15 protein-coding genes are annotated in these 13,715 nt (G+C 59.4%); 9 read left to right on the forward strand and 6 right to left on the reverse strand.

Features of this window, described 5'->3' with window-relative positions:
- The first annotated feature begins 89 nt into the window (after positions 1-89).
- Positions 90-704, forward strand: coding sequence for a TetR/AcrR family transcriptional regulator (locus AC2FNZ_RS18150; RefSeq protein WP_093961897.1), 615 nt, complete (start codon positions 90-92; stop codon positions 702-704).
- Positions 705-707: 3 nt separating this feature from the next.
- On the opposite strand, the gene AC2FNZ_RS18155 is transcribed toward AC2FNZ_RS18150, so the two are convergent.
- From AC2FNZ_RS18155 to AC2FNZ_RS18180, 6 genes are all read right to left on the reverse strand, one after another.
- Entirely contained in the window at positions 708-1,766 is a 1,059-nt protein-coding gene (locus AC2FNZ_RS18155; protein WP_093961896.1) for an adenylate/guanylate cyclase domain-containing protein, read from the reverse strand.
- Entirely contained in the window at positions 1,763-2,131 is a 369-nt protein-coding gene (locus tag AC2FNZ_RS18160) for a group I truncated hemoglobin (RefSeq protein WP_496841506.1), read from the reverse strand. Before AC2FNZ_RS18160 ends, AC2FNZ_RS18155 begins: the two co-directional genes overlap by 4 nt.
- A 133-nt stretch (positions 2,132-2,264) precedes the next feature.
- Positions 2,265-3,119 (reverse strand): glycosyltransferase family 25 protein, encoded by an 855-nt coding sequence (locus AC2FNZ_RS18165; protein ID WP_496841508.1) that lies wholly within the window; start codon positions 3,117-3,119, stop codon positions 2,265-2,267.
- A 112-nt stretch (positions 3,120-3,231) separates the two neighbouring features.
- The gene (locus AC2FNZ_RS18170) at positions 3,232-3,909 is read right to left on the reverse strand and encodes a GntR family transcriptional regulator (RefSeq protein ID WP_170455060.1); all 678 of its coding nucleotides are present in this window, start codon (positions 3,907-3,909) and stop codon (positions 3,232-3,234) included.
- Positions 3,906-4,937, reverse strand: a complete 1,032-nt coding sequence (locus AC2FNZ_RS18175) for a Gfo/Idh/MocA family protein (RefSeq protein WP_496841509.1) — start codon at positions 4,935-4,937, stop codon at positions 3,906-3,908. Before AC2FNZ_RS18175 ends, AC2FNZ_RS18170 begins: the two co-directional genes overlap by 4 nt.
- A complete protein-coding gene (locus AC2FNZ_RS18180) occupies positions 4,934-6,025 on the reverse strand; it encodes an isocitrate/isopropylmalate dehydrogenase family protein (RefSeq protein WP_496841511.1) in 1,092 nt (363 codons plus the stop codon). Before AC2FNZ_RS18180 ends, AC2FNZ_RS18175 begins: the two co-directional genes overlap by 4 nt.
- A gap of 131 nt (positions 6,026-6,156) precedes the next feature.
- Between AC2FNZ_RS18180 and AC2FNZ_RS18185 the strand changes: the two genes are divergently transcribed.
- The 8 genes from AC2FNZ_RS18185 (at position 6,157) to AC2FNZ_RS18220 (ending at position 13,685) form a co-directional block, all read left to right on the forward strand.
- Entirely contained in the window at positions 6,157-7,164 is a 1,008-nt protein-coding gene (locus AC2FNZ_RS18185; RefSeq protein WP_496841512.1) for a Bug family tripartite tricarboxylate transporter substrate binding protein, read from the forward strand.
- Positions 7,165-7,223: 59 nt separating this feature from the next.
- Positions 7,224-7,973, forward strand: coding sequence for a hypothetical protein (locus AC2FNZ_RS18190; RefSeq protein ID WP_496841514.1), 750 nt, complete (start codon positions 7,224-7,226; stop codon positions 7,971-7,973).
- Between the two features lie 4 nt (positions 7,974-7,977).
- Positions 7,978-9,489: a tripartite tricarboxylate transporter permease gene (locus tag AC2FNZ_RS18195; RefSeq protein WP_496841515.1), complete on the forward strand. Its 1,512-nt coding sequence runs from the start codon at positions 7,978-7,980 to the stop codon at positions 9,487-9,489.
- The gene (locus AC2FNZ_RS18200) at positions 9,489-9,776 is read left to right on the forward strand and encodes a putative quinol monooxygenase (protein WP_093961888.1); all 288 of its coding nucleotides are present in this window, start codon (positions 9,489-9,491) and stop codon (positions 9,774-9,776) included. Before AC2FNZ_RS18195 ends, AC2FNZ_RS18200 begins: the two co-directional genes overlap by 1 nt.
- On the forward strand, positions 9,773-10,570 hold the full coding sequence (locus AC2FNZ_RS18205) for an N-acyl homoserine lactonase family protein (protein ID WP_496841517.1): 798 nt from the start codon (positions 9,773-9,775) through the stop codon (positions 10,568-10,570). Before AC2FNZ_RS18200 ends, AC2FNZ_RS18205 begins: the two co-directional genes overlap by 4 nt.
- Positions 10,567-11,796: a 3-oxo-tetronate kinase gene (gene otnK, locus AC2FNZ_RS18210; protein ID WP_496841518.1), complete on the forward strand. Its 1,230-nt coding sequence runs from the start codon at positions 10,567-10,569 to the stop codon at positions 11,794-11,796. The genes AC2FNZ_RS18205 and otnK overlap by 4 nt, the downstream gene beginning before the upstream one ends.
- Complete coding sequence (otnC, locus tag AC2FNZ_RS18215; protein WP_170366996.1) at positions 11,793-12,437, forward strand: 3-oxo-tetronate 4-phosphate decarboxylase; 645 nt, start codon at positions 11,793-11,795, stop codon at positions 12,435-12,437. The genes otnK and otnC overlap by 4 nt, the downstream gene beginning before the upstream one ends.
- 183 nt (positions 12,438-12,620) lie before the next feature.
- On the forward strand, positions 12,621-13,685 hold the full coding sequence (locus AC2FNZ_RS18220) for a glycosyltransferase family 4 protein (RefSeq protein ID WP_496841658.1): 1,065 nt from the start codon (positions 12,621-12,623) through the stop codon (positions 13,683-13,685).
- The last annotated feature ends 30 nt before the right edge of the window (positions 13,686-13,715 follow it).

Here is a 13,715-nt window from a genome sequence, read left to right on the forward strand (position 1 = left end):
GATCATGTCTCAAAGATTGGACCTGCTGCCCCGCGTGCATTATGTCTGGTTGGTAAAAGAGCACGCAAACACAGGCAGGTGCCGTCGGAATGACCAAACGCGGCTATCACCATGGGAATCTTAAACAGGCGCTGATCGACGCCGCCCTCTCGCTGATCGAGGAAAAAGGTCCGACCGGCTTCACCCTGTCTGAAGCCGCAAAACGGGCCGGTGTCACCCCAGCCGCGGTTTACCGACACTATCAGGGTCGCGAGGATCTGATCGCCGAGGCGGCCCGTCAGGGGTTCGAGATGTTCGCGGACCTCATGCAGTATGCCTATGACAAGGGGCAGCCCTCGGCGCTGGCCGCTTTCGAAGCGACCGGGCGTGCATATCTGGCGTTTGCGCGCAAGCATCCCGGCCATTACATCTCGATGTTCGAAAGCGGAATCTCGGTCAACCGGACGCCCGAGCTGGCGTTGGCCGCCAACCGGGCAAAAGAGGTTCTGGAAATGGCTGCGGCCGATCTTTCAGAACACATCCCGCCGGAAAAGCGCCCACCGGCGTCTATGTTCAGCGCGCATATCTGGGCGATGAGCCATGGTGTCGTAGAGCTTTATGCCCGCAATGCGGGGGCCAGTTCGCCCTTCCCGCCCGAAGACCTGCTGGAATCCGGGATCGGCATTTACCTCAGAGGGTTGGGGCTGGTGCCGCCCGACGAATGATCGTCAAAACATTCGGCTGGCATGCGGTGCGTTCAGCCGTGAGGTGACATTGATCAGATCCATCATGCCCATCCCCTTGATGTCGACCGGACCCAGGTCCGAGACCTGGAATTCATCGATCAGCGCATATTTCATCTCTTCGGGGGCAACGATGTTCATGGGGTTCGCAAAGACCTGCAACCGCGATGCGATGTTCACGGCCGGTCCAAAAACGTCATAGACGTATTTCTGGATCCCTACCACGGACCCAACGGCCGGCCCCATGCCAAGCCCGATCCGGGCCTGCCATTTGTGCGGATGACTTTCGTTGCGCCGTTCCAGATACCGCAGAAATCGGACCGCACAATGCGCAACCGCCGTGGCATGGTCGGGCGTCGCGTCCGGCATGCCTGACACCGCAAGATAAGCGTCTCCGATCGTCTTGATCCGTTCACAGCCGAACTGTTCGACGATCCGGTCGAAGGCGGTGAAGATGTCATTCAACTCACTGAGGGTGACCGTAGGGTCGGTTTTTGCCGCAAAATCCGTAAAGCCGACGAAATCCAGCATGACCACGGAAACCTGATCATACAGCTGAGGCGTCACTACGCCGAAGGTTTTGAACTCTTCATAGACCGCACGCGGCATCAGGTTCAGCAAAAGCCGTTCGACCCTTTCCTTTTCTCTTTCCAACTCGCGAGTATTGCGCTCGACCATTGTCGAATAGCTGTCGATCATGCTTTCCAGCTCACGAATTTTCGTGATGTTCTGACATTCGACAACCAGAACCTGCTCATCCATCCCATTGGCCAAGGAAATCGTCACCGCGAAGATCAGCGTGCGGCGTTTCGGCTTCATCTGCAGCTCTGCCGAATACCGCAGGCCCGATTGCTTAACGTCATCCAGCTCGCGCTGGTCCAGATCCGGCAAAATATCCAAAAGTGTCTGACCGGGCTCGGGTTTGCCGAACCATTCGGCGAATGGGCCATTGTGGAACACGAAGGTCAGGTCCGAGGCCCGCAATACTGCAACACCGACCCCGATGGCACGCAGCAGATGCTCGTTGATGGCCAGAATGCTCATGCCGCATCCCGGGCAACGATGATCGCCCTCTTGCCCTCGATCGCAACCAGCGCGACCTGCACGTCATCTTCGGTCATTCCATGAATTGAAAGTGCTTCACCGAACAGCGTAGCCATCTCGTCGAAATCATCATGGCTGATGTTGAGGTGCCGATGCACGGCCTCGATCCGATCATCACTGAAAGACGCTGGTCCACCCACCAGAGACGAAACGAACTTGGTTTGATGATCGATCAACCGAGGCATGTCGATGTCTTCGAAGTAGCCTCCGATCTCATCCGATTCCAATGCCATTTCGTAAAATGTCATCACGATCCGGCTGATGGTTTTGAACCCGCCGTATTTCTCGTAAATCGTTTGACCCACACCAAAACCCCAAAAAATCGCGCAGTAACACTGCGAGATTATATCAAATCGAGAGTTTTGTTAACGTTTATGCGCCTTGCGACCGGCGCGGATGGTTGGAACCGCTCGGTTTTTCACCACTGGCTCAAAGACTTCAGGACCAAGGGCGCACGATCAGATCGTCGGCACAGGGAATGAAGCCCACCATGCCGCCGCGCTGGACAAGCCGCGCCTGACCGCCCAGCTTCCATGTCAGTTTGCGGCCGGCCGACTGAAGCTCGCGCCGCAGCCGAAACCATGTGGGGCCCTTGTCCAATCCGCTGTTCGTGGCGGCGTTTTGGGTTCGCTCACTGCTTTTGATCGGCTCGTCGATCTGCTCCTGCCGTCCCGACCAGATCATCTGAACACCAACGGCCGGAAAGCACTGAAACATGTTCCAATCCCTGCGCGGCAACGACAGAAAGTCATCGAGATGGTCAGAATATCTCTGCGACCAGGCCAACAGTTTGCGGCAGCCTGCCTGTGACAGAACATAGGCCGCCGCACTTGGCGCCATTTCCAACATTGGGCGCACGCGGGCATTTCCGATCCCGGTCTCCGGCCCAAAGCGCAGTGACCGGGGCGAGTAATCCAATTTGACGCAATCATAGGCTTCCGGGTGGTTCAGCACTTCGGTGATCACCCGGCCAGCGTCAGAGGACATTTCCACATCATCCTCAAAGACGACAGCGGCTGGAAGGTTCCGATCGACGATCCGCTGCCAAACCGATCTATGGCTTTCGAAACAGGCGATTTCGCTGGTCGTCAGACCCCAGCGCGTTCCCGTTCCCGCAACATATCCGTTTTGCTCCAACGCACCCGGCTGACTGGCATCCGTCGCACTGATCCTATGTGCCCCCACAAGGCCCGCCTTCAGAAACTGCGCCTCCATGAACGCCCGGCGCTCGGGCACACGGTCCAGATTGATGTAATAGACGTTGTCGCCTGCCATCTGCTGGGTTATCTGCACCGGAAGTCCTTTCGCATCGCGCCGCTTTATTGGCCATATCCCCTGTTGGGACTGGAAGTCCAGATTGCACCACTGGCAGAAGTACGGCCAGCGGGGTGACCGAACTGACTGGCTACAGCTTGTTCAGCCGATGCTTTTCCAAGATGTCGATGATGACGGATTTGGCATGCAGCCGGTGCTGGCGATGCCGGTCGCGCGCAACCTCAGGTTTGCCGTCACGGATTGCGGTATAGACCGCACGGTGATCTTCATTCGATTTGACCGGTAACGGGCGAATGAACAGGGTCGAGGCCCGCGCCCTGCGGACCTGGTCGCTCATCATGGAAACGATGCTTTCCACCCGTCGGTTGCCACCCAACCGGACAAGCTCGCGGTGGAACAGGTCATCGGCCTTGGCCCACGCCTCCAGGTCTTCCTCACCGATGGCGCGATCCATTTGGGCGATCGAGTCCGCCAACGGCTGAAGGTCCTGTTCAGAAAATCCGGCCTCGGCCGCGCGTTCGGCTGCAAGGCTCTCCAACTCGGTCAAAATGTCATAGATCTCGCGCATATCATCCGGAGATACCGGCAGGATCCGCACCCCTTTGCGCGGCCGCATTTCCAACAGGCCCTTGCTTTCCAGCATCAGCGCTGCTTCGCGAACCGGCGTGCGCGACATCCCCAACTGCTCTGCCAGCTCGGTTTCCAGATGGTCGGTGCCCGCGGCCAACTCTCCGGTCAGGATCATCCGCCGCAAGTCCCGCACCGCGCGCTGGGTATTCGAGAGAGCCTTGCCGGTCTCGTTTTTCATTCGGCCTCCAAAACGATTTTCCTGCCCTCCGCATCAGATCTGTAGATCGCCTGCTCAATGCGGATAACGTCCAGATAGTCCGGGCCAGTATTTTCCAAATGCGTTCCATTTAGAAGACCGGATATGACATGCTGCTGCAATGCGTGCACGCAATCGCCACCAAAGCCCTCCCATTTATCGGGCGCAAGCAACTGCACGCTGCTCTGGCTGCCGAATTCCCGCAGCCCAACGGCGCCAAAGCCATCCATCGTCAGCGTTCCGCCGGTGCCTTCGATCAGGGCCTCCCCCATGGTGCGGCGCAGATTGTCCGAGGCATGATCCAGGTTCCGGTTGCCATCGAATACGGCCCTCAACCCGTTTTCGAACTCAAAGATTACATAGCCTGCGTCCTCTCCGGCAATGACCGGGTTGATCCGCCGCAGATCGGCATAAACCGAGACTGGCTTGCCGAACAAGAACCGGAACGTATCGACCCAATGCACCGCCGTTTCGTGGATCAGAAAACGCGGCATTTTCTGAAAATAGGGTTGCCGATCAAGATAAGCGCGAGGCCCCTGCCCGTCGCCCGGGCGCAGCCGGAACGTGGCCTGCAGCGGTGTCCCGATATCCCCGCGTGTCAGGGCGTCCTTCATCACCCGATACCACGGCTGAAAGCGAAAATTCTCGTGGACAACGACGGTGGCTCCGGCATCCCGAGCGTCCTTCAGTACATCCTCCGCTTCTGCCAGAGATCGACAAAACGGTTTTTGGCACAGGATCCAACCCACACCCGCGTCCAGCGCGGCGCGAATTGCGTCGGCATGACCGTCAGGCGGCAGGATTATGTCCAACAGCTGGGGCGTTTCCTGGGTCAGCATCGACGGCAGATCATCATAGGCAGGCAACCCAGTGGCGGCCGCCTTCTCGAGATCGCGATCACATGCGGCGACCAGTTGAACCTGCGGTATGCGGCGCCAGCTGCCATAGTGGAACTGGCTGAAATAGCCGGCGCCGACACAGGCGACACGAATGAACTGCTGGCTGCTCACACCGAGAACACCCTGTCCGCTACCGCCCGCGCTGCGGCCAGCGTGTCGGCTTCTCCGCCCAGATCACGGGTCAGAATTCGGCCCTCGGACACGACGCTGTCGACTGCGGCGTGCAGCCGTTGCCCATCGCGCGACAACGCCGGGATCTGATGCCGCAACCCAAGCCACTCCAGCATCATCGCCGCCGACTGGAACATGGCAAACGGATTGGCGATGCCCTCCCCGGCAATGTCGGGGGCGGAACCGTGACACGGCTGGAACACCGCATGATCCAGACCAATGTCAGCCGAGGGCGCCAGACCCAGCCCTCCCATCAGCCCGGCCCCAAGGTCAGACAAAATGTCTCCAAACATGTTTTCCGTGACCAGAACATCGAATTCCCAAGGCTTCTGAACCATCCACAAGGCCGTTGCATCCACATAGGCATGATCCGCAACCAGGTCCGGGTGACGCTCAGCCTCGGCATCGAACAGATCTCGGAAGAATGCAAAGGCGCGGAAGACGTTGGCCTTGTCCACACAGGTGACTCGACCCCGACCCTGCCCGGATGCCTTTCGGTCATGCGCCAACTGGAAGGTAAACCGAAACAGCTTTTCGCAGACCTCTCGGGTGATCAGCAGCGTCTCGCGCGCCTCATCCTCGGTCACTTCTCCGCACCCCTGGGTGTGAAACAACCCCTCAGTACTTTCGCGGATCAGAACGAAGTCAATTTCCTTGCCGGGCGGCAGGGCCAACGGTGTCGCCTGCCCGGCCCTCACCCGCACAGGGCGCACACCGGCAAACAGCCCCAGCGCCTTGCGGAGGTCGATCTGAGGGGAAATCTCGGTCCCATCCGGGTACCGAACGTTCGGCAAACCCATCGCGGACAGTAGAATGGCATCCGCCTGCCGCGCCGCATCCATTGACGCTTTCGGAAATGATTCTCCGGTTTGCGCATAGTGGGCTGCCCCGGCCGGAACCTCCCGAAACTCAAGTGTATAGTCCTCGGTCTGCTCAGACAGCTGCGCAAGGATGCTTAGCGTCGGAGCCATGATTTCCGGGCCGATCCCGTCCCCGTGGAACACTGCAATCTCTAGTTTCTCGGCCATATGCGCCCTGCGTCCTTTTCCTGTGTTCTTGCGTTCGACCTTAAATCAATTCCGGTCGTTGACAACGCATTGTGTAACGTATACGCAATTTAATGCAACAACAAACACATCACTGCATCTGGGAGGAAAAGATGAAGTCGAAAATCGCAAGGTTGGCCGCGGCCGCCCTATTGACGGCAGGTGCCGCAGGGCTCGCCAGCGCGCAGGAGTATCCTTACCGGGACATTACCACCGCCGTCGTCTGGGGCGCCGGAGGCGGTACCGACACCATCAACCGGATGATCATGGCCGAGATAGAGAAACACCTGCCGGTGTCGATCAACGTGATCAATCAGACCGGAGGCGTGGCGGGTTCAAACGGAATGGTCTACGTCATGAACCAGCCTGATGACGGCTATACGTTGGTCGGACTTTCCGAATCAAACGTGACCGCCGCCGTCCAGGGCGGCTGGGACAAAAAGTTCGACTACTGGTATCCGTTCATCGTTGGCGGCTCGCCTGATTTGATCTCGGTTCCCGCAGACAGCCCCTACAACAGTCTTGAAGAGTTGGTGGACGCGGCGAAGGCCGCGCCCGGAACCATCCCCGCGGCAGCCTCGGGTGCGGGATCCATCCACCACCTGAACCTGCTGGCCATCGAAAAGGGCTCGGGCGCCGAGTTCAAATTCGTCCCCTACAAAGGCTCAGCTCCGGGGCAAGAGGCCGCCATCGCCGGTGAAGTTGCGCTGGTCGTGACCTCGCTGGCGGAACAGGCCCCGCTGATCGAAGGCGGACAGTTGCGCCCTCTGGCGATGCTGACGCCTGAAAACGCGGAAATCGCGGGAATGACCGTTCCTTCGGCCTTTGGCATCTATGACGGGCTCGACCAATATTTGCCGCTGAAACAGGCAATCGGCTTTGCGGTCCACAATTCGGCAAGCGACGATGTAAAGGCAAAACTGGCGGATGCGTTCCAGAAAGCCATGGCCTCGCAAGCCGTGGCCGATTGGGCCGCAGCAAACAATTATGACATCGGCGGACAGTACGGACCCGAGGCGCAGAAGCTGTTCTCGACGCTGGAATCCACCTTTGCATACACCCTGCAAGATTTGGGTGCGACGACCGTCGATCCGGCCTCTCTGGGCATCGAGAAGCCCTGAGCGACAAACGATCTTGGGGGCGCGGTTCCGCGCCCCTTTTTTTGCACGGGAGGGCAAAGTTGGAAAAGGCTGAGGACATTCTGGTCCTGCGCGCACGGGATTTCTGGGCGTCGCTGGTTTTGGGGGCAACATCAGTGTTCTTCCTGTGGGAGACCATGGACATCCCCCTGTGGGGAGAAAACAAGGCGGGGGTCAGCGGTACCCAATGGTACGACTCGGCAGCCATTGTTCCGTTGTTCATCTTTGTGGGCCTGTTGTGCCTCTCGATCGCGCTGTTCGTGATCTCGGTCCGGTCTGGCGGGGCGCGGCACGCCCTTGGTGCGGCTGGCATCGGCTGGAACCCTGACGAAGCATTTCGCTTTTCCACCATTGGCCTGATCCTTCTGGCTTATGTGGGCGGGCTGGTGCCGCGCGTCGATTTCATCCTGTGTTCCGGCCTTCTGATCACCGCTCTCATATTTGGGTATTACGGTGGGCACCCGCGGCGCGCGATGATCGCCTGCGGCTCCGTTTGCCTGGCTGGGTTCACGTCCTGGTTGCTCTACCCTGCTCAAGCCGACTGGAACGCACATGCGGACGACTGGGTCACGTTGGGCATTTGGGTCGCCTTGACGATCCCGGTTTTGGTCAAGGCCCGGTCCGAGCGGCTTTTGCGGGTTGTTCCCTACATAGCCATCCTCGCGCCGTTTTCCCTGGTTTGCGCCATGGCCTTCGGATTTCGCCAGAATGTTCCGGCGCGCGGTGGCCTGCTGTTTCAACAAATCGAGTACCACTATTACGTGACGCTCCGCCCGATCTGGAAAGGCTAAGACCATGGAGTTCGTCTTGTCTCAGCTGGCGGGTTTCGGCCATGCCTTCGCTGCGCTGGTCGTCGATCCGCTGACCTATCTCTATCTGGTTTTTTCGGTCTTTCTGGGCATCACATTCGGTGCCCTGCCCGGCCTGACCGCAACCCTTGCCGTGACCATTCTGACCGGTTTCTTCGGCAACAAGATCCCGCTGGATTACTCTTTGATCGCACTTCTGGGTGCCTATGTGGGGGCAATTTACGGCGGGTCCTATCCCTCGATCCTACTGAACATCCCCGGCACCGCAGCCAGTGCCGCAACCGCAATGGACGGTCACCCGCTTGCCAAGGCCGGACGCGGAGGTGAGGCGCTTGGATTGACGACGACGGCCAGTTTCATCGGGACCATCATCGGCACACTCACGCTCCTGATCTTCGTCTGGGCACTGCTGCTTGTTTCAAAGAACATCGCAAGCCCGGAAAAGGCGCTACTAGCCCTGTTCGGTATCCTTCTGTCTGGCACGCTCATGAGCGAGGACCTGGTGCTCAAAGGGTGGATTTCTGGTCTGATCGGGCTTGCTATGGCCATGGTCGGACTTGACCCCTTGCTGTCCGAGCCCCGCTACACCTTCGGCTGGTCCTACATGCTGAGCGGGTTCCAGGTGGTGCCCGTTCTCATGGGGGCCTTCGCGATCCCTCAGATCATCGAAGGCCTGCGCCATGTCGAAGCCGGCAAGGTTATGGCCCTGAAAGGCTCGATCCTGCCAAATCTCTCGACGGTCCGCCGTCACCTGCCCACCATCGGCAGGTCCGGCGTGATCGGCACCGGCGTTGGTGCCCTGCCGGGCGTCGGCGAGGATGTTGCCGGATGGGTCAGCTACGGTGTCGGCAAAACCGTTTCGAAGGATGGGAAGAACTTCGGCAAAGGTTCACTGGACGGGCTTTTGTGTTCAGAGACCGCCAACAACGCCTGTATCGGCGGCGCACTGATCCCCCTGTTGGTGCTGGGCATCCCCGGCTCGCCACCTGCGGCCGCGCTGCTGGGGGCTTTCAAAATCAACAACGTCATCCCCGGCCCCACGATCGACCCCGAAATCATCCTGCGGGTCGTCGCCATCCTGGTACTGGCATCGTTGACGATGTTCCTGATGGGCCTTTTCACCGCGCGGGTCTTCATCAAGATTCTCAAAATCCCGCAAACTGTTTTCTTGCCCGTCGTGATGGTTCTGACCACGATTGGTTCCTTCAGTGTGGGTGGCGGTATCAATGACCTTTACCTTATGCTGGGGGTCGGCTTCGTGGCGTATTTCATGAACCTGATGAAGTATCCGATTGCGCCGCTGGTCATTGGCGTCATCCTTGGTGGGTTGTTCGACGAGACATTCCGCCGGTCACTGTTCCTGTCGGATGGCGATCTGTCGGTATTTGTGTCTCGACCCGGAGCAGCAATTCTGCTGGTGTTGAACGTGGCGCTGATCCTCAGCCAATTGCCTCCGGTAAAACGCCTGTTCGCCCGTCTGAAAGGAGCGCCCGCCTGATGTATGCCGTTACCGTAACCTTCGAGTTGAAGCCCGGGACACGCGAGCGTTTCCTGCCTCTGATGCTGGACAACGCGCGCATGTCGTTGAGCGACGAGCCCGGGTGCCTGCAATTCGACGTCTGCGCAGGGGACGATCCGGCCATCGTTTTTCTGTATGAGATCTACTCGAACGCCGAAGCGTTCAGGATCCACTTGGACAGTCCGCATTTCAAGACATTCGATCTGGCGGTTTCGGATATGGTGGTCCGAAAGCAGGTCAACACGTTCTCCGAGGTCATGCGATGAACGACTGGGAAGTCTATGCCATCAAATATGCGGACAGAAATGCCCGCACCCGCGCCGACAGTTTCATACTGGATGACGATCACGCGGCCCCTCATGCCATGGACTACTACCTGTGGCTGCTCAAGCGCGGCCCTCAGGTCATTCTGGTGGATACCGGATATGACACCGACGAAGGGCTGAGCCGCGGACGTCCTATTGCCATGGATCCACGTGATGCCTTGCGGCCATTCGGGATCGCGCCAGAGGCCATTCAGCAAGTGATCGTCACGCACCTGCACTATGACCACGCAGGGGGTCTGCACCTGTTTCCAAACGCCACGTTGCATATGCAGGCGGCCGAGATGGCCTTTGCCACGGGTCCCTGCATGTGCCACGACACTCTGCGCGCGCCATTTTCGGCCGGTCATATCTGCGAGGCGGTCAAGCGGCTTTATTCCGGCAAAGTGGTTTTCCATGACGGCGACGCCGAGTTGGCTGACGGAGTCACGGTCCATTGCATCGGCGGCCACTCCCGCGGGCTGCAATGCGTACGTGTCCGGACTGCCAGCGGCTGGATGGTTCTGGCCTCGGACGCATCGCATTATTACGAGAACTTCATGGCCCGAAAACCATTCCCCATTGTGGTCGACCTGCAGGACATGCTGGAGGGCTTTGACAAGCTGCAAAGCCTCGCGTCCGCCCCCGGCCTGATCATCCCAGGCCACGATCCGCTGGTCCGGTCCGTTTTCCCCCCGGGACCGGCCGACCACATCAACCGTCTGGACACGGGGCCAATCAGAGAGATCAAACTATGAAGATCGGAGTCATTGCCGATGATTTCACCGGCGCATCCGACATTGGCCTGACCCTCGCTGAGGGCGGCATGCGGGTCAGCCAGTTTGTTGGCATCCCAACGGGCCACGCGGACCAAGATCTGGATGCGGCCGTGGTTGCGCTCAAGTCGCGCACGGCCCCGGTTGACGAGGCGGTGCGCGACAGTCTGGCAGCCTGTGACTGGCTGCTGTCCCAGGGTGCGCAGCAAATCGTCTTCAAGGTCTGTTCGACCTTCGACAGCACCGCAAAGGGCAATATCGGTCCGGTTCTGGATGCGCTTGCGGAAAGGCTGAACGCTCCGACCACGATCGTCTGTCCGGCTTTTCCCGAAAATGGGCGCAGCGTTTACCAAGGGCATCTGTTCGTGCAGGACAAGTTGCTGAGTGAAAGCGGCATGCAGAACCATCCACTGACACCGATGACCGACCCTGATCTCCGGCGTCTGCTGGCCGCTCAGTCCGCCCGTCCGATCCATCATGTGGCCGCCTTGGTGGTCATGCAGGGGGCTGCGGCCATTCGGTCTGCCCTGCCTCCCAAAGGTCATACGATCGTCGACGCAATCCGCGACGCAGACCTGCTGGAAATCGGCAAGGCTGCCCGTGATACCCTGCTCCTTTGCGGCGGGTCCGGGATCGCGCTAGGGTTGCCGGCAAATTTTGGGTTCGAACCGCGACACCCACAGTGGGACGGAGTGTCCGGGCCCGGCATCGTGCTGTCAGGATCCTGCAGCCGCGCCACCCGAGAGCAAGTCGCGCGCTTCCGGGACGTCGCCCCACACCGTGAGGTCACGGCGCGGGACGCGGTCAGCGGCTCGATCTCGGTGGAAGAATTGGTCAACTGGGCGCTCGAGCAGAAACAACCGCCGCTGATCTATTCTTCGGCCGATCCACAAGTCGTGAGGCAAGCACAGGACTCCTTCGGCAAGGAAAAGGCATCTGCAGCGATCGAAAACCTGTTCTCCGATCTCTCCCGCAGCCTGCGGGCCGCGGGCTTCCGACGGATGGTCATTGCTGGGGGTGAGACTTCGGGCGCGGTTGTCCAGGGTCTGCGCGCGCAGCAGTTGCAGATCGGCCCCCGCTTGGCCGCCGGCGTTCCCATGGTACTCCTGCCCGGCACCCCGTCCATTGCACTGGCTCTGAAATCGGGCAATTTCGGCGGCCCCGATTTCTTTGCGGACGCCTTGAACAGAATGGAGCAACAACAATGAGCGAGGCGGCGAAGCTGCGGGAAGAAATCTGTCTGCTTGCAAAGTCGATGTTCGACCGGGGACTGACCTGCGGTGCGTCGGGCAACATCTCGGCCCGGCTGACCGACGGAACGATCCTGGTTACGCCGACCGGCAGTTCGATGGGGTTTCTCGACCCGGCGCGGATCAGCCATCTGGATGCCCGGTTTCAGCACATTGATGGCGACTTGCCGACCAAGGAAGTCCCGCTGCACTCGGCCTTCTACGACACAAGGCAGCAGACCGGGGCTGTGGTCCACCTCCACTCGACGCATTCGGTGGCCTGGTCCATGCTTCCCGAAGTTGACCCCGAGGACGTTCTGCCGCCGCTGACCCCGTATTCAATCATGCGGGTCGGTCGGGTGAAATTGCTGCCATTCTTCCTGCCCGGCGACCCTGAAATGGGCAACGCGGTCCGGGGATTGGCTGGACAGCGCAGCGCGGTGCTGCTGGCCAATCACGGCCCTGTGGTTGCCGGCAAAGACATCTGGGCGGCCAGTTTCGCAATGGAAGAACTGGAGGAAACCGCAAAACTCGCCCTGCTGACCCGAGGCCTGAACCCTCGACAGCTGAGCGCCGAACAGATTTCAGCCCTGTACGACATGACAGGCCACAGCAAGTAACCGGTTCGAACACCTACTGCTCTGACAACACGCTTTGCGATCCAATCGGCCGGAGTTCGGCTATTGCCGCCAGATTTTGCGCACATTTCCGGCAAAGATCACCTCAAGCTTGCTCAATTACCCTGCGTAAATTACCATTTTCGGCGGGGGAATGTGTCGTTGAATGGTTTAAAGCTGCTTTTTGTGCAGGCAGGGTTCGGTCCGGGTGGTGCGGAAAAAGTCATCGCCATGTTGTCGAACCATTTCGTGGAACGCGGTTGCGAGGTTCACGCAACGGCGTTCAGCATGCCGGAAAACGGTCCCTATTTCTCGATGAATGAAAAAGTGCGGACCAGTGCGCTATCAGGCAGGCGCGGACAGTTGAACAGGATCACGCACGTACGTTCGGTCATTCGCGACCTACGACCCGATGTCGTGATTTCGTTTCTGACCAAAGTGAATGTAGTTACCCTGATCGCCACATTGGACTCCAAGCTGCCGGTCATCATTTCGGAACGGAACAACCCACGTCTACAGGACGCACACCCCGGATGGGCGCGATTGCAATCCGTTCTGGGCCGAAGGTCGAAGGCTGTCGTTGCATTGACACAAAAAGGTCTGAAGGATCTGCCTGGCCCGCTCCGCCGTCGCGGTCGGGTCATACCAAACCCGATCGAGCCCTTCACAAGGGCGCAGGTGTCGAACTCCGAAAAAGCGCGTCACCTGGTCTCGGTTGGTCGCCTGGTGCCGCAGAAAGGTTTTCACCTTCTTCTGGAGACCATGGCCAAGATCCATGCCGAGTGCCCATGGACCACCCTGACGATCTATGGTGAAGGCCCCGAGCGTCCCCCACTCGAGCGGTTGCGCAAGTCTCTCGGTCTTGAGGGTTGCGTTCATTTGCCCGGCAATACGGCCCGGGTCGGAGAATGGGCAAACGACGCCGATATCGTGGTTGGGTCTTCGCTGTATGAAGGGTTTCACAATGTTGTCGCCGAGGCTGTCGTCAGCGGGATCCCAGTCGTGTCATTCGATTGTGACTATGGTCCGTCCGAATTCATCCGCCACGGGCGAAATGGCTATCTGGTACCGACCGGCGACGTAACCGGATTGGCAGAAGCCGCCATTCGTCTGATCAATGACCCGACAGCCCGCGCGGGGATGGCAAACGAATCCGATGAGTTAAGGGCGCTTCTTTCTCCAGAGAGGGTCTACTCCGCGTGGGAGAACGTCGTCGCGGACGCAGTTGCGCGAAACGGTCGTATGATCTGACGTGACCCGACACGGACGACCATCCCATTA

The sequence above is a fragment of the Ruegeria sp. SAZA006 genome (assembly GCF_059613465.1).

Excerpts from the sequence above, each read along its gene's own strand:
- AC2FNZ_RS18150 (WP_093961897.1), top strand. The coding sequence starts at position 90 with ATGACCAAACGCGGCTATCACCATGGGAATCTTAAACAGGCGCTGATC.
- AC2FNZ_RS18155 (WP_093961896.1), bottom strand. The coding sequence starts at position 1,766 with ATGAGCATTCTGGCCATCAACGAGCATCTGCTGCGTGCCATCGGGGTC.
- AC2FNZ_RS18170 (WP_170455060.1), bottom strand. The coding sequence starts at position 3,909 with ATGAAAAACGAGACCGGCAAGGCTCTCTCGAATACCCAGCGCGCGGTG.
- AC2FNZ_RS18180 (WP_496841511.1), bottom strand. The coding sequence starts at position 6,025 with ATGGCCGAGAAACTAGAGATTGCAGTGTTCCACGGGGACGGGATCGGC.
- AC2FNZ_RS18185 (WP_496841512.1), top strand. The coding sequence starts at position 6,157 with ATGAAGTCGAAAATCGCAAGGTTGGCCGCGGCCGCCCTATTGACGGCA.
- AC2FNZ_RS18195 (WP_496841515.1), top strand. The coding sequence starts at position 7,978 with ATGGAGTTCGTCTTGTCTCAGCTGGCGGGTTTCGGCCATGCCTTCGCT.
- AC2FNZ_RS18200 (WP_093961888.1), top strand. The coding sequence starts at position 9,489 with ATGTATGCCGTTACCGTAACCTTCGAGTTGAAGCCCGGGACACGCGAG.
- AC2FNZ_RS18205 (WP_496841517.1), top strand. The coding sequence starts at position 9,773 with ATGAACGACTGGGAAGTCTATGCCATCAAATATGCGGACAGAAATGCC.
- otnK (WP_496841518.1), top strand. The coding sequence starts at position 10,567 with ATGAAGATCGGAGTCATTGCCGATGATTTCACCGGCGCATCCGACATT.
- otnC (WP_170366996.1), top strand. The coding sequence starts at position 11,793 with ATGAGCGAGGCGGCGAAGCTGCGGGAAGAAATCTGTCTGCTTGCAAAG.